At 63.7% G+C, this 21,481-nt stretch carries 18 protein-coding genes; 9 read left to right on the top strand and 9 right to left on the bottom strand.

The window, feature by feature from the left end; genetic code table 11:
• Positions 1-26 precede the first annotated feature (26 nt).
• From ACX80K_RS13815 to ACX80K_RS13790, 6 genes are all read right to left on the bottom strand, one after another.
• Positions 27-872, bottom strand: coding sequence for a class II fructose-bisphosphate aldolase (locus tag ACX80K_RS13815; protein ID WP_459272467.1), 846 nt, complete (start codon positions 870-872; stop codon positions 27-29).
• Positions 873-1,096: 224 nt separating this feature from the next.
• Positions 1,097-1,981 carry an NAD-dependent epimerase/dehydratase family protein gene (locus ACX80K_RS13810; RefSeq protein WP_459272466.1) on the bottom strand — a complete coding sequence of 295 codons (885 nt, stop codon included), beginning with the start codon at positions 1,979-1,981 and terminating at the stop codon, positions 1,097-1,099.
• A 92-nt stretch (positions 1,982-2,073) separates the two neighbouring features.
• Positions 2,074-3,108, bottom strand: a complete 1,035-nt coding sequence (locus ACX80K_RS13805) for an ABC transporter permease (protein ID WP_459272465.1) — start codon at positions 3,106-3,108, stop codon at positions 2,074-2,076.
• Positions 3,105-4,622 carry a sugar ABC transporter ATP-binding protein gene (locus tag ACX80K_RS13800; RefSeq protein ID WP_459272464.1) on the bottom strand — a complete coding sequence of 506 codons (1,518 nt, stop codon included), beginning with the start codon at positions 4,620-4,622 and terminating at the stop codon, positions 3,105-3,107. Before ACX80K_RS13800 ends, ACX80K_RS13805 begins: the two co-directional genes overlap by 4 nt.
• A 96-nt stretch (positions 4,623-4,718) precedes the next feature.
• Entirely contained in the window at positions 4,719-5,705 is a 987-nt protein-coding gene (locus tag ACX80K_RS13795; RefSeq protein WP_459272463.1) for a sugar-binding protein, read from the bottom strand.
• 299 nt (positions 5,706-6,004) lie between these two features.
• Positions 6,005-6,682: an aspartate/glutamate racemase family protein gene (locus ACX80K_RS13790; protein ID WP_459272462.1), complete on the bottom strand. Its 678-nt coding sequence runs from the start codon at positions 6,680-6,682 to the stop codon at positions 6,005-6,007.
• A gap of 518 nt (positions 6,683-7,200) precedes the next feature.
• Between ACX80K_RS13790 and ACX80K_RS13785 the strand changes: the two genes are divergently transcribed.
• The 3 genes from ACX80K_RS13785 to ACX80K_RS13775 all read left to right on the top strand — a co-directional run bounded on the left by ACX80K_RS13785 (position 7,201) and on the right by ACX80K_RS13775 (position 10,060).
• A complete protein-coding gene (locus ACX80K_RS13785) occupies positions 7,201-7,905 on the top strand; it encodes a FadR/GntR family transcriptional regulator (RefSeq protein WP_459272461.1) in 705 nt (234 codons plus the stop codon).
• Between the two features lie 393 nt (positions 7,906-8,298).
• A complete protein-coding gene (locus ACX80K_RS13780) occupies positions 8,299-9,183 on the top strand; it encodes an aldo/keto reductase (RefSeq protein ID WP_459272497.1) in 885 nt (294 codons plus the stop codon).
• A gap of 202 nt (positions 9,184-9,385) precedes the next feature.
• Positions 9,386-10,060, top strand: coding sequence for an SDR family NAD(P)-dependent oxidoreductase (locus ACX80K_RS13775; protein WP_459272460.1), 675 nt, complete (start codon positions 9,386-9,388; stop codon positions 10,058-10,060).
• A gap of 606 nt (positions 10,061-10,666) precedes the next feature.
• Here the strand turns inward: ACX80K_RS13775 and ACX80K_RS13770 are convergent.
• Complete coding sequence (locus tag ACX80K_RS13770) at positions 10,667-11,302, bottom strand: DoxX family protein (RefSeq protein ID WP_459272459.1); 636 nt, start codon at positions 11,300-11,302, stop codon at positions 10,667-10,669.
• Positions 11,303-11,433: 131 nt separating this feature from the next.
• Complete coding sequence (locus ACX80K_RS13765) at positions 11,434-12,699, bottom strand: globin domain-containing protein (RefSeq protein ID WP_459272458.1); 1,266 nt, start codon at positions 12,697-12,699, stop codon at positions 11,434-11,436.
• Positions 12,700-13,025: 326 nt separating this feature from the next.
• On the opposite strand from ACX80K_RS13765, the gene ACX80K_RS13760 reads away from it, so the two are divergent.
• Positions 13,026-13,493: a pyridoxamine 5'-phosphate oxidase family protein gene (locus tag ACX80K_RS13760; RefSeq protein WP_459272457.1), complete on the top strand. Its 468-nt coding sequence runs from the start codon at positions 13,026-13,028 to the stop codon at positions 13,491-13,493.
• Between the two features lie 156 nt (positions 13,494-13,649).
• Here the strand turns inward: ACX80K_RS13760 and ACX80K_RS13755 are convergent, their stop codons facing one another.
• On the bottom strand, positions 13,650-14,213 hold the full coding sequence (locus ACX80K_RS13755; protein WP_459272456.1) for a hypothetical protein: 564 nt from the start codon (positions 14,211-14,213) through the stop codon (positions 13,650-13,652).
• Between the two features lie 248 nt (positions 14,214-14,461).
• Between ACX80K_RS13755 and ACX80K_RS13750 the strand changes: the two genes are divergently transcribed.
• The 5 genes from ACX80K_RS13750 to ACX80K_RS13730 all read left to right on the top strand — a co-directional run bounded on the left by ACX80K_RS13750 (position 14,462) and on the right by ACX80K_RS13730 (position 21,445).
• Positions 14,462-15,766 carry an ABC transporter substrate-binding protein gene (locus tag ACX80K_RS13750; RefSeq protein WP_459272455.1) on the top strand — a complete coding sequence of 435 codons (1,305 nt, stop codon included), beginning with the start codon at positions 14,462-14,464 and terminating at the stop codon, positions 15,764-15,766.
• Between the two features lie 103 nt (positions 15,767-15,869).
• Positions 15,870-16,754 (top strand): carbohydrate ABC transporter permease, encoded by an 885-nt coding sequence (locus ACX80K_RS13745; RefSeq protein WP_459272454.1) that lies wholly within the window; start codon positions 15,870-15,872, stop codon positions 16,752-16,754.
• A 4-nt stretch (positions 16,755-16,758) separates the two neighbouring features.
• Positions 16,759-17,667, top strand: a complete 909-nt coding sequence (locus ACX80K_RS13740; RefSeq protein WP_459272453.1) for a carbohydrate ABC transporter permease — start codon at positions 16,759-16,761, stop codon at positions 17,665-17,667.
• 71 nt (positions 17,668-17,738) lie between these two features.
• Entirely contained in the window at positions 17,739-20,327 is a 2,589-nt protein-coding gene (locus ACX80K_RS13735; RefSeq protein WP_459272452.1) for a family 78 glycoside hydrolase catalytic domain, read from the top strand.
• 83 nt (positions 20,328-20,410) lie between these two features.
• A complete protein-coding gene (locus tag ACX80K_RS13730; RefSeq protein WP_459272450.1) occupies positions 20,411-21,445 on the top strand; it encodes a LacI family DNA-binding transcriptional regulator in 1,035 nt (344 codons plus the stop codon).
• Positions 21,446-21,481 lie beyond the last annotated feature (36 nt).

The raw sequence follows: 21,481 nt of genomic DNA, 5'->3' as shown, positions 1-21,481 counted from the left end.
GCACTCGTTCGTTGCGCCGGCGGAAGTCAAAGATCAGCAAGGAGCGCTGTAGTGAATGACTGAGATGCATTCGTCCATGTTCGGGTCAGGTCCAGGAGGTTCAGACCGTCCGAGGCGAGTATCGCCGCTTGTTCTTCCAGCACGGCGAAGACCAGGGCGCGGAGCTCGGTGTTGATATTGACCTTGCCTATGCCTTTCGTTGCGGCTCTGCGAAGATCGGCGCGTGGCAGCCCTGATGCGCCGTGGAGAACTAGGGGAACTGCCCCGGCAGCGGCATGAATCGCCTCAAGTACCTTCCACCGGATGTTTGGTTCGCCTGCGTAGTGTCCGTGAACGTTGCCTACTGACACAGCCAGCAGATCTGCTCCGCTGGCCTCAAGGAAGGATGCGATTTTACGAGAATCCGTGATTCCCGCATCGAGGGAGGGTCCTCCGTGTCCATGAGCTTTGTCTTCGTCACCCTGAAGCTGGCCAAGTTCCGCCTCAAGGACGATGCTGCCATCGACTAGGGTTCGGGCTTGCTGAACGAGCAGGGAATTCTCGTCATCGGGTAACGCGGAACCGTCCACGAGAACGCTATCTACGCCTGCTTCGGTGGCGCTCAGGATCAGATCCAAGTCCGACGCGTGATCGAGTTGAACACATACAGGCGTTTGAGCGTCGTTTGCGAGCACCCGGAGCGCGGCGATGAACCGTGTGCCCTGCACACCTGCCGCCGTCTTGGGCGGCACCAGGAGGATCACTGGTTGTCCACTGGCTTCGCTTCCTGCGACGACCCCCTGAGCTGTCATGAAATCGTAGACACTGATGGCGGCTACGAATCGTCCATGTGCGAGAGCCGTCTGGGTTATCTGGCGCAGATTGGCGCGCATGATCCTGCTTTCCTGCACGAGTGCTGAACGGTTCGACGGCAACGAAGGTAGCCGCGAGAACTGCCTTCCCTTCAGTCCACCAACGACCTGACAGAACGGGGTGTACCAGCGGCGAATTGCTGCGCCCGGGCAAACCGGAGCGGTTCGGCGGACAGTTGAGAGTGAAGTAGTTCTCGGCGTTGCGGAAGGGCTGGAGGTGCACTCCAGCCCTTCCGCGATGAGGACTACTTGGTGAGGGCCCTGCCCTCGGAGTCCAGGTAGTCGCGCCAGGACCGACTCGGCTTCCACCCCAGCATCTTCTGGGCTCGCGCGCTGGAGATACCTGAGGCATCCGCTCGGCTCAGGTCGCGCAACTCAATCTGATCGCCATAATGCTTGGAGAGGATCTCGGCGAAGTCGTGGCCGCCCACATTATCGGGGGAAGCGATGTAGAACACCTCGTGACCGGGCAGGTCGGATTCGGTCGCCAGTACGATGGCGTCGGCCAGGTCGTATGCGTCGATGTAGCTCCACAGGTTCGGGCTCAGGACTGAGCTGTCGCGGATCTGCGGGCCGAGGTTGACCTCGTAGTTGCCTTCGAACTGCACCCAGCTGGGGCGGATCGAGATGCACTCGATGTCCGATCGCCTGACGGCTGCGTCCATGAGCTGCTCTCCGAAGTGTTTGGACAGCGCATACGGGTCCTGCGGACGGAGGGGGTGCTCCTCGTCGACCGGCGCGTAGTCGGGAAGGAAGTCACACTCCGGGAAGAAGAATCCCGGGACGGTTTCGCTCGAGATGTACACGAAGCGTTTGACGCCGAAGCGGATGGCCGCTTCGAGGACGTTGAACGTTGCCATGAGGTTCGTCTGAAACACGACGTGAGGCGGGTTGCCGGTTGGCTCAGGGATCGCAGCAACGTGCACTACCGCGTCCGCTCCGCGGACTACCGCGTAGGCCTCGCCCGCGTCGGTGAGATCAGCCATCGTGTATTTCGGTGTACCTTCGGGCTTCCGTTCAAAACCAGGGCGCGTCAGGTCAGTCGTGAGTACTTCGTGCCCGGCGTCGATCATTGCCTGTGTTGCGGCGCGGCCGACTTTTCCGTGGGCGCCCGTGATGAGGACCTTCATGTTGTCTCCTTGGGTTGGTACACGTCGGCCGAGTCATCGGACGACGGGACATGGGGTGGTTGGTGTGCTGGTGGGTATTGCTGTGCCGGCCGCTAGCCGCGCTTTTTTCGCCACATATTGAGGGCGACGGCTGCGACGATGATGACTCCGCTGAATACCTGCTGCCAGTAGGGAGAGATGCCGAGCAGGATCAGTGCGTTCTGGATGAGCAGAAGGAGCGTCGTTCCGAGCGCGGTGCCCAGAATGCTGCCTACCCCTCCGAAGAGGCTTGCCCCACCGATTACTGCAGCGCCGATCGCGACAAGTTCGTATCCACTGCCGGCAGCGGGTTGGCCGACGCTCAACCGGGACGTTTCGAGGATTCCGGAGACGGCGGCCAACGTCGAGGCGATGATGAAGACGGTTACTTTGATGCGGCGGACGCGGATGCCTGACAGCTTCGCAGCTTCCTCGTTCGAACCCACGAAGTAGACGTGACGGCCGAACATGGTGCGGGAAAGGACGATGTGGGCGGCAATTGCGACGACTGCGGCGATGTAGATCGGGATGGGGATACCGAGCAACTGTCCTTGCCCGAGAAACAGGAAGCTTTCCGGGAAGCCGCTGATCGTTGAGCCGCTGGTGATGCCTAAGGCGAGGCCGCGAGCCACTGCAAGCATGCCAAGGGTCACGACAAATGAGGGCAGCCCGCCGAACGCATTGATGATTCCGTTGACGTACCCGACTGCGACCCCGGCGAGGAGCGCAAGGAGCACCGAGACTGCAGGGTTGAGGCCGATGGTCACCATGAATTGGCCGGTGAGTACGCTCACCAGTGCCACCACCGATCCGACGGAAAGGTCGATGCCGCCGATTAGGATGACGAAGGTCATTCCGACGCTGATGATCAGGCCCAATCCGATTTGCCGGCCGACGACCGTCAGGTTGCCCGGCGTGAAAAAGAATGGTGACAGGAATGAAAGAATGATGACGAGCAGAATTACGACGGCTGCAAGGGTGAACTCTCTTGCTCCGATGACCCTCATTGAATGGTGACGCACACGGTCCCCGAATGTTGCGGGGCTTGTCACCCCTGCAGCGCCGCCGCCAGCGGTTTGGGTGTTCACGGTATCTCCCTTGATGGTCATGACGCGTCTTCCTGTACTCCAGTGGCCATTGACATGACCTTCTTCTCATTTGCTTCGGATACGTTCAGTTCGCCAACTCCATGTCCTTCACGCATGACGACGATACGATCAGCGATTCCGAGGACTTCGGTCAGTTCGGAGGAGACGACGAGCACGGCGACGCCTCCCTGGGCGATGGACCGGATGAGCGCGTAGATTTCCGCTTTCGCGCCAACGTCGACACCACGGGTGGGTTCGTCGAGGATGAGGAGGCGGGGATGGCGGGCCAGCCAACGTGCCAGCACGACCTTTTGCTGGTTCCCACCACTTAGGGTGCCTGCCCCGACTTCGACGGCGGATTGTCGCAAGCCCAGTTTTGTCGCGTAGTCCTTAGCCATGCTTCGATCTCGGCTTTTGGACACCATGAACAGGCGGCTGATGCTTGCGAGCGAAGCGGACGACATGTTCTCGCGAACTGGAAGACCGAGGAAAAGGCCTTGTGCTTTACGGTCTTCGGGTACGAAACCGATGCCGGCAGCCATTGCTTCGCCCGGTGTGCGCAGGGCAAGAGGGCTCCCGTTGATGAGGATCTCTCCGCCCGAACGACGCCTGGCACCGAAGATGGTCATGGCCGCGTGGCTGCGACCAGCTCCGATCAGACCGGCGAGTGCGACGATTTCTCCTGGGTACACTGCAAAACTTACGTCGTGGAGCAGGCTCCCCGCGCTCAGGCCCCGCACTTCGAGTGTCGGAACGGTGGTTCGATCCACTGCAGTGGAACGCACTCCATATAGGTCATCGAGCTCCCTGCCGACCATCATGCGCACCACATCACCCGGAGCCGATGCTGCTGCGTCGAGCACGCCGACCACAGAGCCGTCGCGCATCACGGTGATTCGATCCGAGATTTCGAAGATTTCCCGCATGCGATGAGATACGTAGATGACGCTTACACCCTGGGCGCGAAGACGACGGACGAGGTTGAGGAGGGTGTCGACCTCCTCCTCGGTAAGTGAAGAGGTCGGCTCGTCCATCACCACCACTCGCGCTTCGATGAGGAGAGCTTTGGCAATTTCTACCATCTGCCGGTGGGCGATGTTGAGATCGCCGACGATTGTTCGGGGGGAGATGTTGGCGATACCGAGAATGGTTAGGAGCTCGGCGGAACCCCGGTCCATGGCACGGAAGTCGATGGTACCGAGACGGGTTTTCGGTTCACGCCCGACGTAGATGTTTTCGGCGACGCTCAGGTCGTTTGCGAGGTTGAGTTCCTGGTAGATGACGGCGATTCCGTGGCTCTGGGAGTCCCGGGGCGTCGCGATGTTGACGGTTTCGCCGGAGACGCGGATGGTTCCTTCATCTGCACGTACAGCACCTGCGAGTACCTTCAGAAGGGTGCTTTTGCCCGCGCCGTTCTCGCCGACGAGAGCCATCACCTCGCCCGGCTCGACAGATAGGGTCACGTCGCTCAGAGCGGTGACTCCGGGATATCTCTTGGTGATGCCGTGCATCGAGACGAGCGGGTGTTGCGCCATGACGGCTCCTCTTTAGGTGAATCGCCGTGGTGGGGGGGGGCCGTTGAGATGACAAGGCCCACCCGCTTCTATCCCCCGGCGATGCTAGTTATCCGGTCAGTGGTCGGTTTTGAGGAATTCCTCGAGCGTGTCAGGCGTGACGGTTTCGACACCCGTGTCGACAATGAAGCCCTCCTCGAGTTCGGAAGTTCCCTCGTCGAAGCTCTTGAGGATTTCCAGCGCCTGGGCCGTCATGCCGAATGGCTTCTGAGCGATGAGTGCGTCCACGCAGCCGCCCTCCATGCCCTCGACCCCCTGGGGCACCACGTCGAACCCGACGGCCTTGACGTCTCCACACTGGTTCCCCGATTTGAGGGCGCCTGCGATTCCCGGAAGATCCGATCCTCCGATGCCGATAAAGCCGGCAAGGTCGGGGTTCGCCTGCAGGATGGTCTCCGCACTGGTCTGGGCAGTGGCTACTGATTCACCCGACTCCTCGGTGGCGACCACTTCGATGTCCGGATACTGTTCGAGGGACTTTTTGACGCCCTCGAGGCGTTGGTTCAGGTTCACTGCGCTAAGGCTGCCGATGACGACCGCCACCTTCCCCTTTTCACCGATTGCCTTGGCCAAAGCCTCACCCGCCTGCTCGCCGGCGGCCACGTTGTCCGTGCCGATGTAGCCGAGCACATCGCTATCGGGCACGGGCCCGTCCCAGGCAATGACTGGGATACCAGCGGCCGTTGCCTTGGCGATGTTGTCACGCACGCTTGCAGGGTCGTTGGGCGAGATCGCGATTCCCGCTGGATTGGTCGCCAGGATCGAATCGAAGATCGCGACCTGCGCTGCCGCATCATCAGCGTCGGGTCCGAGGAACTGGGCTTCAACGCCGAGTTCTTCAGCCTTGGCCTCCATGCCTTCGCGTGCGTCAACCCAATAGGGGTTGTTCAGCGACTTGGGCAGGAAGACGAACGTACCCTGGTCGCCGGACGCGGCTTCAGCGCCACCCGCAGCATTACCACCAGAATCGCCGCCGTTGCCGCATGCCGTAAGGGTAAGAGCGGCCGTGGCGAAAAACGCAACTGCCATTGGAACTTTGCGCATTACTACTCCTTTGTAATCTGTGCTTATTGACATGCGTTGGATCGTAGGAAGGAAGAACATGAGGTGACGAAGGAGGAGCTAAGTCGTACTACTGCCGTGAGGCAACAGCTGGGAACGGCTGAGGAGGGAGATCTTCTGCACAGACTGCGTGCCGGTCGAGTGCACTGTCGTCAAGCATTACGACGCGCTCGGAGGATCGGACACTAGCGAGGCGCATTGCCCCGCGGGTGTCCTGAGACAGCCGTACTACCGGGGGTCTTCGCTCAAAGCGCTGGACGCTACGAGTGGTGCTCGACGGTTCATACGGAGAGCTCGTGTGCGCGATCGGCAAGATACTCGACACCCATCCGGGGGCTGGCAAGAACTACCAAACCCGTGGTTTCAGTCAGAGATTCAGCCAATCGGGACATCGAAGCCTGGGCGAGCACGATCATGTCCACCCTCTTCGCGAGGTCGACGGCCTGCGCGGTGATCATCGAATCGTGTTTGTCCCGGTCCCCCGCCATCAGGACGTCGAAAGCCCCCTCGCAGAGCCGTTGCTCGATCTGAATCTGACGGTTCAGGCCATCGGCCTTCGCCTGGATGAGATCCGAAGTAGGCCCAAGCGTCGTCGGTACTGTCGCAAGCACACCGATGCGAACTCCCTCCGACGCGGCGCGGAGGGCCATCGCATCATCAATCTTGATGACCGGGACACCAACGGCACGGGCGGCCACATCAAGAGCGGGTCCAAGCGATGAGCAAGCGGAGAAGATCAGGTCGGCGCCGGCAGCTTCAGCTGCCTGAGCAAGGTGCGTCATCCGTTCTTCGCTCTTCGTGGAGATCCCCTGCTCCCGCACGACCGTGGCCAGGACATCGGAATCCACGAAGTGCAGGATCTCCGCGTCAGGAATCAGTTCGGCAATCAGGTTGGTGATGACGGGTTCAACCGACACGAAAACGAAGCTCGTGTGGAGGATGGCGATTTTTTGCGGCACGATGTCTCCTTTGACATAAGATGCTTGACATCTGATGTCTTATTGTTCGCGACGGTTTCTACGCTGTCAAGAGGACATCAGACATCTTTTTTCGGCCCCTCAGAGAGAGAAAAATCGCCATGACTACGCCCACGATCACCCTCTGCGAAGGTGTTGGCACCACTCAAGTCGGCTTCCGGTGGAGATCCTGCCACCTTCGATTTTCCTCAGGGCTGACGACTCCCCCAGCTCCAACCGCCGTGCCGGGCTTTGTACTCTGAGGCGCTCAGAGCCCGGGATCGGGTGCGATCGCGATAGTCCTCACCGAAGCGCCAAGAGGTCTCGGCCTACGGGATTCGCAGACGCGGAATAGTCGCTCGAGCTAGGTGGTTCCGACGCACGTCCCTGGAGTGATGCCCTCGATCTTGGCGTAACGCTTGATCGGATTGTCTGACGTCATACACTTGACGAAGATACTTGCTGAGTGTCAGCAGCCCTCGATGGTTTTGAGCAGCAACTCGATCAGTTAGGACCGTGTGATGGCCCGTCAATCCCTAGTGAGTATGGTTTCCGACAACCTCCTGGACCGGATTATCGCCGGAGAGTTTCCTCCTGATGCGACGCTGCCCGGGGAATTGGAGCTGACCGCAGAGCATGAGGTCAGCCGTCTTACCGTCCGTGAAGCGGTGAAAACCCTCGAGGCTCAAAGCGTCGTTCGGATAGAGCGCGGACGGGGAACCTTCGTCAATCCGGTCAGCCGTTGGGAATCGATGGATATGGTCCTTCGTGCAGCCACGGAAGCGGGCGATAACGCAGACGCATCGATCCAGCTCATCGAGGTGCGCAGGATGCTCGAAACCGGCGCGGCTGAGCTTGCCGCTACCCACATCACTTCGAACGAGCTCGAAACCCTGCACCACCATCTGACGTCCATGCAGGAATCTCACGACACGGCCGATCTGCCCCGCTTCGTTGAAGCTGACCTGGCGTTTCACAACGTCATCCTGCATGCCTCCGGCAATGTCTTCCTCGCAGTGATGTTCGAGCCCCTCTCCCGGGTTATTGCAGCCCGACGAGAAGAGACATCTCGTGTGCCGCAAATTCAAGCCAATGCCATCCGCGAACACGCGGGGATCATCACCGCACTCGCTTCAGGTAGCGCCGAATCGGCCCGCCTTGCCATGGACAGCCACATGGAGCAGACGATGCGCGACCTCAAAACCTATGTGCTGAAGCGAGGCTAGTGGAGAAGGCCCGCTCAGGCACAAGGTGCATCCTGCCCCTGGCTGCTCGTGGGAGCAGCTACCGAGCGGTCGACCTCCTCGTCGCAAGGCCTCCACTGATCATTGCCCGAATCCTCGGCATGCATTCGCTCGATAGCCGTCCTGCAGCGCGAACGCTCTTCGACCTATCCCGCGGCGATCCATGGCTCGGCGACCAGGGCTTCGCTCTCGCAAGTCACGACGGTCGGCATGGATGGTGTCGCACGTCGCAGGCATGCTCGCGGTCAGGAAGCTAATAACCCGGTCAACCAGAAAGGCCCACATGAAGACGGAAACGCTCAAGGGATTGGACAAGCGCCTGTCGGTCGCGGTGCTCGGCACCATGACATTTGGTGACACAGCTGACGAAGCTGAATCAGCAGCAATGCTGGAGGCGGCACTGGACGCAGGATTACCACGGTTGATACCGCTAACGGGTATGCAGGCGGCGCCAGTGAAGAGATCCTCGGCCGGGTGCTGCGCACTCGGTTCGACGATGTCCTTCTTGCGACGAAAGCTGGAATCCCTCATCCCGACGCTGGCCAACACTCGCCACTGTCGTCCCCGGGACTACGAAGCTCCCTGGAAGGCAGCTTGCGCCGGCTCGGCACCGACCGTATCGACCTTTTTTACCTTCATCAACCGGATCGAGCTGTTTCGTTGTCTGAAACGCTGGGAACCGTGGCGGAACTTGTGGCTGAGGGAAAAATCAGGGCACTCGGTGTGTCGAATTACGCCTCGTGGCAGATCAGCGAGCTCAACATCGCTGCGGATCGCGCCGGAGCGCCCCGCCCTATCGTCGCGCAACAGCTCTACAACCTCATTGCGCGCCGCATCGACGAGGAATACACCGAGTTTGCCCACGTGACTGGTCTTCACACCATGGTGTACAACCCTCTGGGTGGCGGGTTGCTCACCGGTCGCCACAGCTTCGACTCCACCCCGGACAACGGCCGATTCAGCAGTTCCCGTCTCGCGGGAATGTACCGTCAACGCTACTGGGACCGGAGATTGTTCGATGCAGTCTCAGAACTGTCGAGCCTCGCGGACTCTGCCGAGATGAGCCTCGTAGAACTATCCTTCCGCTGGCTCCTCTCCCGGCCTGTCACCGGGTCCATCCTCTTGGGTGGCTCCAACCCGGCTCAACTTGCCGGCAACCTCAAGATACTCGAACGTGGACCACTGAGCCCGGACATCCTGGAGGCATGTGACACCGTCGGAACGGCACTCCGCGGACCAATGCCCAGCTACAACCGCTAATGGCGTCGGGGGCGACGATCTGCTCCACAGCCGTGGTTCCAGGGAGGTCCAGTTGGGCTCGTCCCCGACCGTCCGCGCTACCAAGGAGTGAGGACGTGAACTAAACTCAGGAATCCAGGTTGTTTGACAGTGATCCCGAATAATGGCCCCTCGATCTGACGGCGGTCATTCAATGAAACAAATTCATCGAAGGAAACCTAACGTGCCTGTCATCGCTATCATCGGAGCTGGCCCGGGGCTCGGACAGGCAGTCGCGCGAAGGTTCGGGCGCGAAGGCTTCGCCATAGCCCTCATCTCAAGAAATCAGTCGAAGCTTGACGTCATGGCCGCGGAACTCGAGGCGGGCGGGCTGACCGCGCGTGGCTACGCCGCGGACGTGTTGGTCCCGGCAGCGCTTGACGATGCCCTCGCCCGTGCCGCGGCAGAACTGGGGCCTATCACCACGTTGCAGTACAGCCCACTCCCCTCGCGTGAATATCTGAAGCCGGTACTCGACATGAGTCCTGAACTGGCGCTTGAAGCACTACAGTTCTCAGTTTTGGGGCTCATCCATGCGGTGCGCACGGTGCTACCAGCGATGCGCCAGGCAGGAGGCGGCAGCATCATCTTGATCAACGGTGGGACGTCGGTGAAGGCGCGCTCAGACTTTGCAGGCACATCGGTTGCGTTTCCGGCTGAGAGCGCCTACGGCGAAATGCTTCACGACGCACTCGAGGTTGAGGGCGTTCGTGTCGCGCAGCTCGTGATCCCCGGGGGCATTCCCAAGCTTCAGCTTGTCAATGGTATCGACGACGTCGCCGAGCGCATTTGGGGCCTCCACTCCGTGCCGGGCCCGTTTCGGACCATGCTCATTCCACTCGAGGACGGCAGAGAGTAGGGGCGCTGTCGACGTGCCACGCTACTCAGTTGATCTTAAGACCAAGAACCGCATTCAATCGGTCATTGCAACACCTGCGTTATGTGGGGCCGGCTTCTCCGAATGTGAGTCTTGTGCATCCGGGACGCCGAGTGTCTCGCGCTAATCAGTGGCGGCCGTCCTGGCCGCACAAGATGCACCACCTCCGACCGGTTCAGCGCCATGCCTGTTTATCACCGCCTTACCAGCGGCTTACCCATCTGTAGATGGGTGGAGCCCAGGGGGCACAGCTCGGAGCCGTCTACCTATGGCTAAACCGCCGGTCGGACACTTAATCCCGACGGCTGCGGACGTAATCGAGGGTTATCGGCGGTTGAAGAAGTGGTACGGGCAGCGCGATACCCCTCCACCAACAGCGCGTCAGCAGCGTCTGCTGTGACGATGCGCAGTCGAGGACGTGGTCTCGGGAAAGACGGAGCACTCTGCGTGCACGGCCAACCGGGACGCAGGCCGCTTTGCCGGCTTCTTGGAACCTCAGTGGACTGCCGCGCAGCAGCCTCTCGGGGAGAGGGCCTCGAAGGCGCCAGGAGGCGGGTGGCGACTCCGAACGCGGGCGTTCCGGCGGCCCTAGACCAGCCAGGGCATGCGACGCACGATCGGCAGGCGCTTCCAGGGCCTGCCGGCACCCCAGGTGTCTCCGGCGTGGAGCGCCGCGAGGAGGATCAGGGTCAGCGCGTAGACGATGTGGTAGTCCACGAGAGGGTTCGTCGAGGCGGCATTCGCTGCGAAGGGCCATTCCGCGAGATACATCATGACCATGAGGAAGCTGCCGACGACGGCGCTGACGCGCAGCCCGACACCGAGCATCACCGCGGCACCGACGCCGAGCATGCTCAGCTGGAAGAGGACGTCCGAGGCCGGACTGGCGATCGTCGTGAACAGGCCCTTGAGCGGACCGGTGACACCGTCGCTGAGCAGGAACCCCTGACTGGGGGTCCCGCCGGTTACCCAGGCCCGTGTGGCGGGGGTCGCGAACCCCAGCCCGAAGGTCTTGTCCAGGAAGGCCCACAGGAAGATGAACCCTGTAGCCAGTCGCAGGACGGCGAGGACGCGCCGGCTCCCACCGTTCGACGGTGCATCCGATCCTCGACCCCTTACTGTCCCCGCCGACCTGGCGGGGTCGGCGGGGTCGGCGGGGGCAGGAATGCCGTTCGGGGTGGCCGCTGCGGGCGCACGGCGGGAGAAGGGGGTTCTGGTCGTCATGGGGGATTCCCTCGAAGTAGTGATGGGTACCGGACTCGTCACCACCCTCGCGTGGCGCACCCATCACGATCAGAGGCGAAGGTCCCGTCCTTCGGGAACCGCTTACCTCCGCCGGCGCGTCGACCCGGCTGTCATGAAGCCGTGAGCAGTGGATCCACCGCTTCGAAATCGGCAAGCCAGAGGTCGGGTCCGAACACCTCGTAACGGATGTCCTGGGCAGGGATTCCGCGCAGGATCAGTGCGCTGCGCACCGCATGCATGAAGGGCAGCGGGCCGCACAGGTAGTACTCGGCACCTGCCGGCAGATCTATCGTGGCCACGTCCATGAACCCGCTGAACTGCTCACCCGGCACCGTGTCCGGCGTCCGGTCCTGACCTGTTGCGTCCGTGAGTTCCGGTGAGGTCATGAACCACGTGGTCAGTGTCGCGCCGAGCAGTTCGCCGAGGTCGGCGCGTACCTGGCGTTGAAGCGCGAAGGTGTCGGTCGAGGCATCGGCGTGCAGGAGCGTCACCGGGCGTGGGGAGGATGAGCGTGCGAGGTGCGAGATCATGCCGGCCATGGGTGTGATGCCGATGCCGGCGGTGGCGAACACGACCGGCCGGGTACCGGGCGTGAGCAGCACATCGCCGAAGGGCGCTGAGAGGACCACCTCGTCGCCGACCTCCGTGCTCGAGTGCAGGAGGTTCGACACTTCGCCGTCGGGGCTGGGTGAGCCGTGGAGGCGTTTGACGGAGAACCGGCGGTGCAAGCCGTCATCGGCCTGGGTGAGGCTGTATTGCCGGGGCTGGTGCACGCCGTCGGGCATGAGTGCCTTCAACGTCACGTACTGCCCGGGCAGGGACGGCCTGGCGACCCGTTCATCCGTGGCTGCCACGACGAACGTCACGACGTCGCCGGTCTCCTGGATCTTCTCGGTGACCCGCCAGGTGTCCCAGACCGTCTCAGGACTCAGGCCCGCGACGGCGTACATCGTGCGCTCCTGGTTCATGAGCATGTTGGCCATCAGCCAGTACACCTCGTCCCATGCCGAAGCGACCTCCGGCGTGACGGCGTCGCCGAGGACGTCGACGATCGCCCACATCAGATGGTCATGCACGACCTGGTACTGGTCGGCTTTCAAGCCCAGGGAGACATGCTTGTGGGAGATCCGCGACATCAGGTGATCGGGCAGCTCGCCGGGTCGGTTCACCAGGAGGCCGGCGAACGCTGCGACGGAACCGGCCAGGGCCTGCTGCTGCTGCCCGTCCGCCTGGTTCCCGCGGTTGAACAGGCCATCCAGCAACTCCGGCCTCTCCTGGAACATGTGCGCGTAGAAGCGCTTGGCGATCTCGTTGATGTTGTCGCCGACGACCGGCAGGGTCGCCTCGATCACGGGACGGGAAGTGTCGGACAGCATGATGAGTCCTTACGGTTGAAGTCTTGCGAAGGGAGAGCGAGCCCCGGAGATACGGGCCGCACACGGGACGCCGAATCCCGAGGAGGGCTTCGACGTGATGGTGCGGACGGCGCAGCGCTCCCTGCCTGGACCGCGAGCATGCTGCGCGCGCCTGGGCAGGGACGGCTAGTTGCGCCATCCTCCCCGTGCCGTGGGGAACTACGGGCGGAATCCCGGAGGTGGTTCATGCGTACGGTCGGACGACGCTGGAACGCGCCGACGACCGAAACGTCTCGACAGGACCTAGTGCCCTAGCCCCTCACGTAGCACCTTCATAGTGTCATGGCATGAACCCCGAACCCGCACCTACGAGGATCCTTCCGGCACACGAATGCTGGGCACTCCTGCGTACTGCACCGGTCGGACGGCTCGCCCTCTGCCAGGCAGGGCGGCCGGAGATCTTTCCCATCAACTTCGCCGTCGACCATGGGACCGTCGTGTACAGGACCGCCGAAGGAACGAAATCCCATGCCGCCGAACACGCCCCTGCGGCGCTCGAAGCGGACGGCTCGTACACCGACAGCGGCACGGGCGAGGACATGGTGTGGAGCGTCGTCGTGAAAGGGGACGCCGCGACCATCGCGGTGACCACCGAGCTCCTGGCTACCGTGCAACTGCCTCTTCACCCGTGGGAGAGCGGCCGTAAGGACCGATTCATGCGACTGGTCCCCGAGACCATCAGCGGACGAGCCTTCGCGCGGACCAGCCCGGAGGCAGCTCCCGACCCGGAAGCAACAGTCCCGTCGCCTGGCTGACCCCACCCCCGACGAGGGATCCTGTCGGGCAATCCCGTCCTGCGCCTCCATCGGGTCGGATGTATGCGGACCGTGTCCGGATCGGCGTGCACCCCTGGATCCGACGGCGAAAGGAGACCCCGGCCGAAGCGGGGCCTCCTTCGAGAGCTGTAGCGCCTATCCGCGGCCGCCGATGATCCCGAGATCCAGCGCCTTAGTGACGCCGTCGGCTTCCGCCTGGGTGAGACCGCCGTCTGCCACTGCCGCGTCGAGCTTCGCCTGGACAGCCGCGGATCGTTCGGCCTGTTCCTCGGCGTTGAGCTCGTCGACCGCCGATTGCACAGCGGCCTCCTCCACGCCGAGGGTGCCCGCCAGCGAGGTGATGACGGCACTCTCCAGCGCCTCGCGGTCGGGCTTCTCCCCCTCGGTGACCCCGACGCTGTCCCGCGCGGCGTCCTGGGCGGTCTCGAGCGCATCGCTCACCGCGGCTTCATCGAGTCCGAGTGCGGTTGCGAGGCCCGCAGCATCGATGCCGCCCCGATTCCCGTGCCCGCCCCTGCCCCCGCCGGTGCCTGCGTCGGTGGTATCGGTGGTGTCGGTGGCATCGGCCGTTGCGGACGATGTGGCCGTCGGGACCGGGGTGGTGGTCGCTGCGGAAGCCATTCCGGTAGCGCCGAGGCTGAGTCCGAGGGCGACGGTCGCTGCGCCGGCCCCGAGTGCGATTTTTCTGGCATTGAACATGGTGTGTGGTCCTCGCTCTGCCGCTGTGCGGCCTGGGTGATCGTTCTCGGTGTCGTCCAGGTTGGTGGACTGCTCCAACTCTGTGACGGCACTGTAGGTGGGTGCTGTTGTGAACCTGTCGCCCGGCTGTGAGCGCCTCGAACGAGGTCCAGGACGCTCCACGGTGTGATGGTTGACACACCCGAGACCGGTCCCTATCCTGAATTGAAACGCTTCAATAAGGGGCGCACACTTTCAAGGAGGAAAACGTGGCCACTCTGCGTACGAAGAACCGGATGCTGCTGCTGGGCGCGAGCCTCGGCACCGCGTCGCTCATCCTGACCGGCTGTGGAGCGGGAAGTTCAGGGGGTGGTGAAGGAGAGTCCGAGGCCGGCGAGTTCTCCTTCCTGACCAACGTCGAGAACACGACAATCCCCACCGAACTGGAGACGTTGGCTTCTAACCAGTGCAAGACCGCGGCGGATGCCATGCCGCTCAAGGTGGACACCGTGCCGCAGACCAACCTCGATCAGCAGCTCCAGTTGCTTGCCGGGCAGGGCGCCCTCCCCGTCCAGTTCGCGGCCGGCAACGCCCCCGCCCTGACCAAGGAACTCGCCAGCTCGGGCAACGTGCTCGACCTCGAGGCAACCCTGACGGACCTCGGTGTCATCGATCAGATCGAACCGGCGGCAATCGACACGATCAAGGCGCTGTACGGAGGATTCAACGTCCTGCCGTACCAGTACAACGTCGAGGGTGTCTGGTACAACAAGCAGCTGTTCGCCGAGAACAACATCGAGGTCCCGCAGTCCTGGGACGACTTCGTCGCCGCCTCCGAATCCCTCAAGCAGAGCGGCGTCACTCCCCTGTCCGCGTCGGGTGAGCAGGGCTGGCCCCTGACCCGCCTCATCAGCGGCTACCTCTTCAGCGATCTCGGCAAGGACGCCCTGCAGAAGGTCGCCGACGGAGAGGCGAAGCTGACGGATCCCGAGTACGTCGAGGCCGCGTCCCAGGTGGCCTCTCTCGGCGAGAAGGGCTACTTCGGCGAAGGCGTGGGCTCGATCGACTACGACACCGCCATCAACCAGTTCCTCACCGGCGAGGCCGGCATGCTCTACATGGGCAGCTGGGTCCTCGCGAACTTCAACGACGAGGCAGCGAACCAGATCGGCCTCGACAACATCGGCTTCATGCCGTTCCCGAAGGTCGAGGGCGGCTCGGGGGTCGACAACCAGTACGCAGCGAACGTCGGCCTGCCCATGGCCATCTCCCAGAAGGCCTACAACGAGGGAACCGGGGAATGGCTGAAATGCATCTCCGAGAACTACGGCAGTTCCGCGCTGGGGAACCAGGGATCCATCTCAGGTTTCAAGGTGAACGAGAAAGTGGACGTCGATCCCCTCACGCAGACCGTCCAGCAGACCATCTCCTCGACGAGCGAGAGCGTCCTCTGGTTCGAGGCCCTCTTCGACACCCAGGCCACCACTGCGAGCCAGACCAACGCCGCGCCGCTCGTGACCGGGAGCATGAGCCCCGAGCAGTTCATGGAAACGGTCCAGTCCGCTCTCAAGTAGGGACCCATCGTGCCGGGGAGGAAGAACAACTCCCTCCCCGGCGCCTCCCACCGATACCCTCGCCGCGTCGGACGCGGCAGTCAGATGCAGACGAAGGACCACCATGCAGTCAGTACTGGGCGACAAGAAAGCCCTCGCGATCCTCCTCGGCCCGGCACTGCTGGTGTACACCCTGGTGATGCTCGTGCCCATCATCTGGTCGATGGGCTACACCTTCTTCTCCGGCAATGCCATCTCGGGATTCACGTTCGTCGGCACGGACAACCTCGCCCGCCTCTTCACGGACCCCGAGGTCCGCACAGCTCTCTCCTTCACCATCCGGTACGCCGTCGTGATCACGGTGGGCCAGATCCTGATGGGCTACCTGCTGTCGCTGATGTACGTGTTCATCCTCAAGAAGTCCTCGAACGTCATCCGCACGCTCGTGTTCTTCCCGGTCGTCCTGCCGACGGTAGCGGTCGCCCTCCTCTTCCAGAAGATGTTCGAGATCGCTCCGCAGAACGGGCTCGTCAACAGCCTGCTCAACGGCGTGGGCGTCGAATCGGTCGACTGGTTCGGCAACGCCTCCAGCGCCTTCTGGGTCATCGTCCTCATGGACATCTGGCGGTCCATGGGCTTTTACGCCGTCCTGCTCTACGCCGGCCTCGTGGACATCCCGGAGGACATGCTCGAATCCGCGCGGCTCGACGGCGCCACGGGTTGGCGGCTCATCAAGAACATCGTCCTCCCGCTGTCCCTGCCCGTCCTGCTGTCCTCGATCATCTTCAGCATCAACGGAACCCTGAAGGTCTTCGACTCCATCGTCGCCCTGACCAACGGCGGCCCCGGGTCCTCGACCACCCCGCTGACGCTCTACATGTTCCGCACGTCCTTCACCTTCGGGGACTACGGATACGGCAGTTCGATCGCCCTGCTGCTGACCCTGCTGTGCCTGATCGTGACCATTTTCATCTTCCGGTCCTCGCGCCGCGACCTCACCAAGGACTGACGCCATGAGCACACAGGTACCCGCCGGCAAGGCGCCCCTCGAGGCGATGCAGCGCCAGGAGCCGCGCCGCGCACGCTCCCGTGCCGGCAGGCGCTGGGCGAAGCTCCCCGTCCATCTGCTGATCGCCCTCCTGCTCGTCGTCGAGCTCTACCCGCTGCTCTGGCTGGTGCTCGGTTCCTTCAAGACCCAGCAGGAATTCCTCAACGACCCCGTGTGGTCCCTGCCAGGGTCGCTCAACTTCGACAACTACATCGAGGCCTGGACGACCGGCAACATCGCGGTCTTCGTGGCGAACTCGCTGATGGCCACCCTTCCCTCGCTGGCACTGATCATCGTCCTCGGTGTCGCTGCCGGCTTCGCGCTCGAGGTCATGGTGTGGAAGGGGCGCAACGGCGTCCTGCTGATCTTCCTGACCGGCATCATGGTGCCCGGTCAGATGATCCTGCTCCCCCTCTTCTCCGCCTATTTCAAGACGGGCCTGACCGGGACGCTCTGGCCGCTGATCATCACGTATACCGCTACCGGTCTTCCGCTGACGGTGTTCATGATGGCCACCTACTTCCGCGCGGTGCCGCGTGAGGTCTTCGAAGCCTCCACCCTCGACGGCGCCAGCATCATCCGGTCGTTCATCTCCGTCGGTTTCCCGATGGTCCGCAACGCCGTCTTCACCGTGGCGCTGGTGCAGTTCTTCTTCATCTGGAACGACCTCCTGATCGCGCTGACGTTCGCGAACAACAGCGACCTCAGCACCATCCAGGTGGGCCTGCTGAACTTCACCGGCCAGTTCGGCGCCGTGCAGTACGGCCCCCTGTTCGCGGCCATCTGCATCAACGTCTTCGGGACCCTCGCGATCTACCTCTTCCTCAACCAGCGCGTCATGAAGGGCCTCGCAGCCGGCTCCGTCAAGGGCTGACGCCCACCCTCCGCCCCACCCCACTGCACCTCTTCCGCCACATCGCGGCGAATCACCACCGAAGGAAGTCCATGCCTGTCACCATCATTCCTGTCTCGTTCGAGCACCATCGCGAACCCCTGGGGATCGGTGAGCGGCGGCCGCGGCTGAGCTGGAAGACGACGGCGGAACCGGGTTGGGTGCAGGAACGGTACGAGGTCGAAGTGACCTCGGACTCCGGCGAAGGCGCGTCCCTCGTCGTCATCTCCCCCGACTCGGTCCTGGTGCCGTGGCCCGCAGGGGACCTCGCATCACGGACGGCCGTGACCGTCCGTGTCCGCGTCTGGGGTGGGGATGACGTCGTCCCGAGCGAGTGGAGCCCCGCTGCCACCGTCGAGACCGGCCTCCTCGGACCCTCCGACTGGGTGGCGCAGGCCATCGCCCCGGCCTGGGCCGAGGACCCGGATGCCTTTCGCCGCCCTCCCCTCCTCCGACACGGCTTCCACCTCGGCGGATCGGTACGTGAAGCGAGGCTCTACGTCACGGCGCACGGGCTCTACGAGATGGAGATCAACGGCCGACGGATCGGCAACGACGCGCTGACTCCCGGCTGGACCGTCTACGGGCAGCGCCTGCGGTACTTCACCTACGACGTCACCGACGCTCTCGCCGAGGGCGAGAACGCGATCGGAGCCTGGCTGGCCGACGGCTGGTACCGGGGACGGCTCGGCTTCCACGGGGGTTACCCCAATCTCTACGGCTCCGAGATCGCCCTGCTCGCTCAGCTGCACGTCACCCTCGACGACGGATCCACCACGGTCATCGGCACCGACGGGACCTGGCGCGCCGGCTTCGGGCCCGTCATCACCACCGGCCTCTACGAGGGGGAGGTCTACGACGCACGGGAGGAAGCGCCGGGATGGTCGACGCCCGGGTTCGACGACGCCTCCTGGTCCACGGTGCGGGTCGTCCCGCGTGACCCTGCAACCCTGGTCGCTCCCGACGGTCCGCCCGTCCGCTGCACGGAGCGACTGGCACCCGCAGGAATCATCACCTCCCCATCGGGGAAGACGATCATCGATTTCGGACAGAACCTCGTGGGCCGGCTTCGGCTCCGCCTGGCAGGCCTGACTGCGGGGCAGGAGGTCCGGCTGCGTCACGCCGAGGTCCTCGAACACGGCGAACTGGGCACACGCCCGCTCCGCGGGGCCGCGGCAACCGACGTCTACATCGCCGCCGGCACCGAGACCGTGGAGTGGGAACCGCGCTTCACCCTCCACGGCTTCCGCTACGCGGAGGTCACGGGCCTCGCCGCGGGTGATCCGATGACCGACATCTCGGCGCTCGTCTACCACACGGACATGGAGCGGACCGGCTGGTTCGACTGCTCGAACGAGGACGTCAACCAGCTTCACGAGAACGTGCGCTGGAGCATGCGCGGGAACTTCGTCGACATCCCCACGGACTGCCCGCAGCGTGACGAGCGGCTAGGCTGGACCGGCGACCTGCAGGTCTTCGCGCCGACCGCCACCTTCCTCTACGACTGCTCCGGGATGCTCGGTTCCTGGCTCAAGGACGTCGCCGCCGAGCAGCTCGACGACGGCACCGTGCCCTGGTACGTGCCCGTCATCCCCGGGGGTGAGGAATGGACCCCGATCCAGCCCGGCGCCGTCTGGGGGGACGTCGCCGTCCTGACGCCCTGGACCCTCTACCAGCGCTTCGGTGACACCGGCGTACTCGCGGCGCAGTACACCAGTGCCAAGGGCTGGGTCGACCTGATGGCGGATCGTGCGGGGGAATCGTACCTCTGGAACACGGGCATGCAGCTCGGCGACTGGCTCGATCCCGCAGCGCCGCCGCATGACCCGGCCGACGCGACCACCGATCGCTACCTCGTCTCGACGGCGTACTTCGCGTGGTCCACGCAGCACCTCGCCGAGATGGCGAGCGTCCTCGGCCACTCGGCGGACGAGCTCCACTACCGCGAGCTGGCCCGGAAGGTCCGTGATGCCTTCGCCCGCGAGTTCATCTCCCCTTCGGGTCGCGTCGTGAGCGATGCCCAGACGGCGTACGCGCTCGTGCTCGCCTTCGATCTCGCCCCCACGGAGGATCAGAGGCGACGCGGAGGGGAGCGACTCGCCGAACTGGTGCGACAGGCGGGCAACCGGATCGCCACCGGCTTCGCGGGAACCCCGCTCGTGACGGATGCGCTCACCGACGTCGGCGAGATCGAGACCGCGTACGACCTGCTGCTGGAGAAGGAGTGCCCGTCCTGGCTCTACGCCGTGGGGCAGGGCGCGACGACCATCTGGGAGCGTTGGGACAGCATGCTGCCCGATGGCTCGATCAACCCCGGCAACATGACCTCCTTCAATCACTATGCACTCGGCGCCGTCGCCGACTGGATGCACCGCGTCGTGGCCGGCATGACCCCTACGGCTCCGGGCTACCGGACGATCCTGTTCCGCCCTCGTCCCGGCGGCGGGATCACCTCCGCGAGCGCCCGGCACGAGACACCCTACGGAACGGCCACTGTCTCCTGGGCCCTGGAAGCCGAAGGGCTGACCGTCACGGTCCGGGTTCCGACAGGATGCACGGCCGTCGTCGACCTGCCCCAGCGGGCCCCGGTATCGGTCGGTTCCGGCACCCACACCTTCACTCCGGTGACGGCAACCTCCTAGCGTTTCGCCTAGCATGAAAGGAACTTTCCCCGCTGCCTCCCGATGCGAAGCAGCATCGAGCTCCGATCCCTGATGGAGGCGCAGTGACAGCCGTCAGCACACCCGGCGACAAGGCAGGGGTCGCCCCCAGCATGAACGACGTCGCCCGCGTTGCCGGTGTCTCGCTCGGGACGGTCTCCCATGTGCTGAACAAGCCGCAGATCGTCTCGGCGAAGACCATCGCCCGGGTAACGGCCGCCATCGACGAGCTCGGGTTCGTGCGCAACGACGCGGCGCGCTCACTCGCTGCGGGGAGGAGCAACACGGTGGGGCTGATCCTGACCGACGTCGGGAACTCACTCTTCGTGGACATCGCCCGCGGCGCGGAAGGCGCAGCCACTGCGGCGGGACGGTCGCTCCTCCTGGCCAACAGTGACGTCAGTTTCGAGAAGCAGGAGTCCTACCTCGACATCTTCGACGAGGCACGCGTCGCCGGGATCATCCTCGCCCCCCTCGACGCCGCGCTCGACGGCGTGGATCGGGTACGACGCCACGGCCGCAACATCGTCCTGGTCAACTACGCCGGGGATCGCCTCGATTGCTGCAGCGTCGTCGCCGACGAGGAACACGGCGGGTACCTCGCGGCAACGCACCTGATGGACCTCGGCCGTACACGGCTCCTCTTCGCCGGTGGCCCGGAGGATCTCCATGCTGTCAGGGCACGCCGGGAGGGGGCCCAGCGTGCGGTGAGAGAACGACACGGCGATGCAACCCTGGACGTCGTCAGCAGCCACAACCTGAACAGCTCGAGCGGGCGCTCCATCGCCCGACGGCTGCTCGACGACGCAACCCTCCCCGACGGCATCCTCGCCCCGGCCGACCAGCTCGCTGCGGGCCTCATCCATGAGCTGACCACTGCAGGAGTGGACGTCCCGCGGGAGGTAGCGGTCATCGGTTACGACAACAACCAGTTCGCCTCCGAAGCTGCCATCCCGATGTCAACGATCAGCCAGTCCGGCCATGAGATGGGTGCCGAGGCCCTGCGTCTGCTCATCGACGAGATCGAGAACCCCGCAACCCACCAGCACCGCCGCATCGTACTCAAGCCGACGGTCATCCCGCGCAAAAGCACCAGCTGACACGGTCGGCGCGCTTCGTCGGAGCGCCTGGTCGTC

Source organism: Arthrobacter sorbitolis (assembly GCF_054510995.1).
The sequence above is the reverse complement of the archived record's forward strand: the minus strand, read 5'-3'. Positions and strand labels throughout refer to the sequence as shown.

What these genes read in the sequence shown, in the direction of transcription:
- ACX80K_RS13815 (WP_459272467.1), bottom strand. Translation starts at nt 872, where the DNA reads ATGCGCGCCAATCTGCGCCAGATAACCCAGACGGCTCTCGCACATGGA.
- ACX80K_RS13810 (WP_459272466.1), bottom strand. Translation starts at nt 1,981, where the DNA reads ATGAAGGTCCTCATCACGGGCGCCCACGGAAAAGTCGGCCGCGCCGCA.
- ACX80K_RS13805 (WP_459272465.1), bottom strand. Translation starts at nt 3,108, where the DNA reads ATGACCATCAAGGGAGATACCGTGAACACCCAAACCGCTGGCGGCGGC.
- ACX80K_RS13800 (WP_459272464.1), bottom strand. Translation starts at nt 4,622, where the DNA reads ATGGCGCAACACCCGCTCGTCTCGATGCACGGCATCACCAAGAGATAT.
- ACX80K_RS13795 (WP_459272463.1), bottom strand. Translation starts at nt 5,705, where the DNA reads ATGCGCAAAGTTCCAATGGCAGTTGCGTTTTTCGCCACGGCCGCTCTT.
- ACX80K_RS13785 (WP_459272461.1), top strand. Translation starts at nt 7,201, where the DNA reads ATGGCCCGTCAATCCCTAGTGAGTATGGTTTCCGACAACCTCCTGGAC.
- ACX80K_RS13770 (WP_459272459.1), bottom strand. Translation starts at nt 11,302, where the DNA reads ATGACGACCAGAACCCCCTTCTCCCGCCGTGCGCCCGCAGCGGCCACC.
- ACX80K_RS13765 (WP_459272458.1), bottom strand. Translation starts at nt 12,699, where the DNA reads ATGCTGTCCGACACTTCCCGTCCCGTGATCGAGGCGACCCTGCCGGTC.
- ACX80K_RS13760 (WP_459272457.1), top strand. Translation starts at nt 13,026, where the DNA reads ATGAACCCCGAACCCGCACCTACGAGGATCCTTCCGGCACACGAATGC.
- ACX80K_RS13755 (WP_459272456.1), bottom strand. Translation starts at nt 14,213, where the DNA reads ATGTTCAATGCCAGAAAAATCGCACTCGGGGCCGGCGCAGCGACCGTC.
- ACX80K_RS13745 (WP_459272454.1), top strand. Translation starts at nt 15,870, where the DNA reads ATGCAGTCAGTACTGGGCGACAAGAAAGCCCTCGCGATCCTCCTCGGC.
- ACX80K_RS13740 (WP_459272453.1), top strand. Translation starts at nt 16,759, where the DNA reads ATGAGCACACAGGTACCCGCCGGCAAGGCGCCCCTCGAGGCGATGCAG.
- ACX80K_RS13735 (WP_459272452.1), top strand. Translation starts at nt 17,739, where the DNA reads ATGCCTGTCACCATCATTCCTGTCTCGTTCGAGCACCATCGCGAACCC.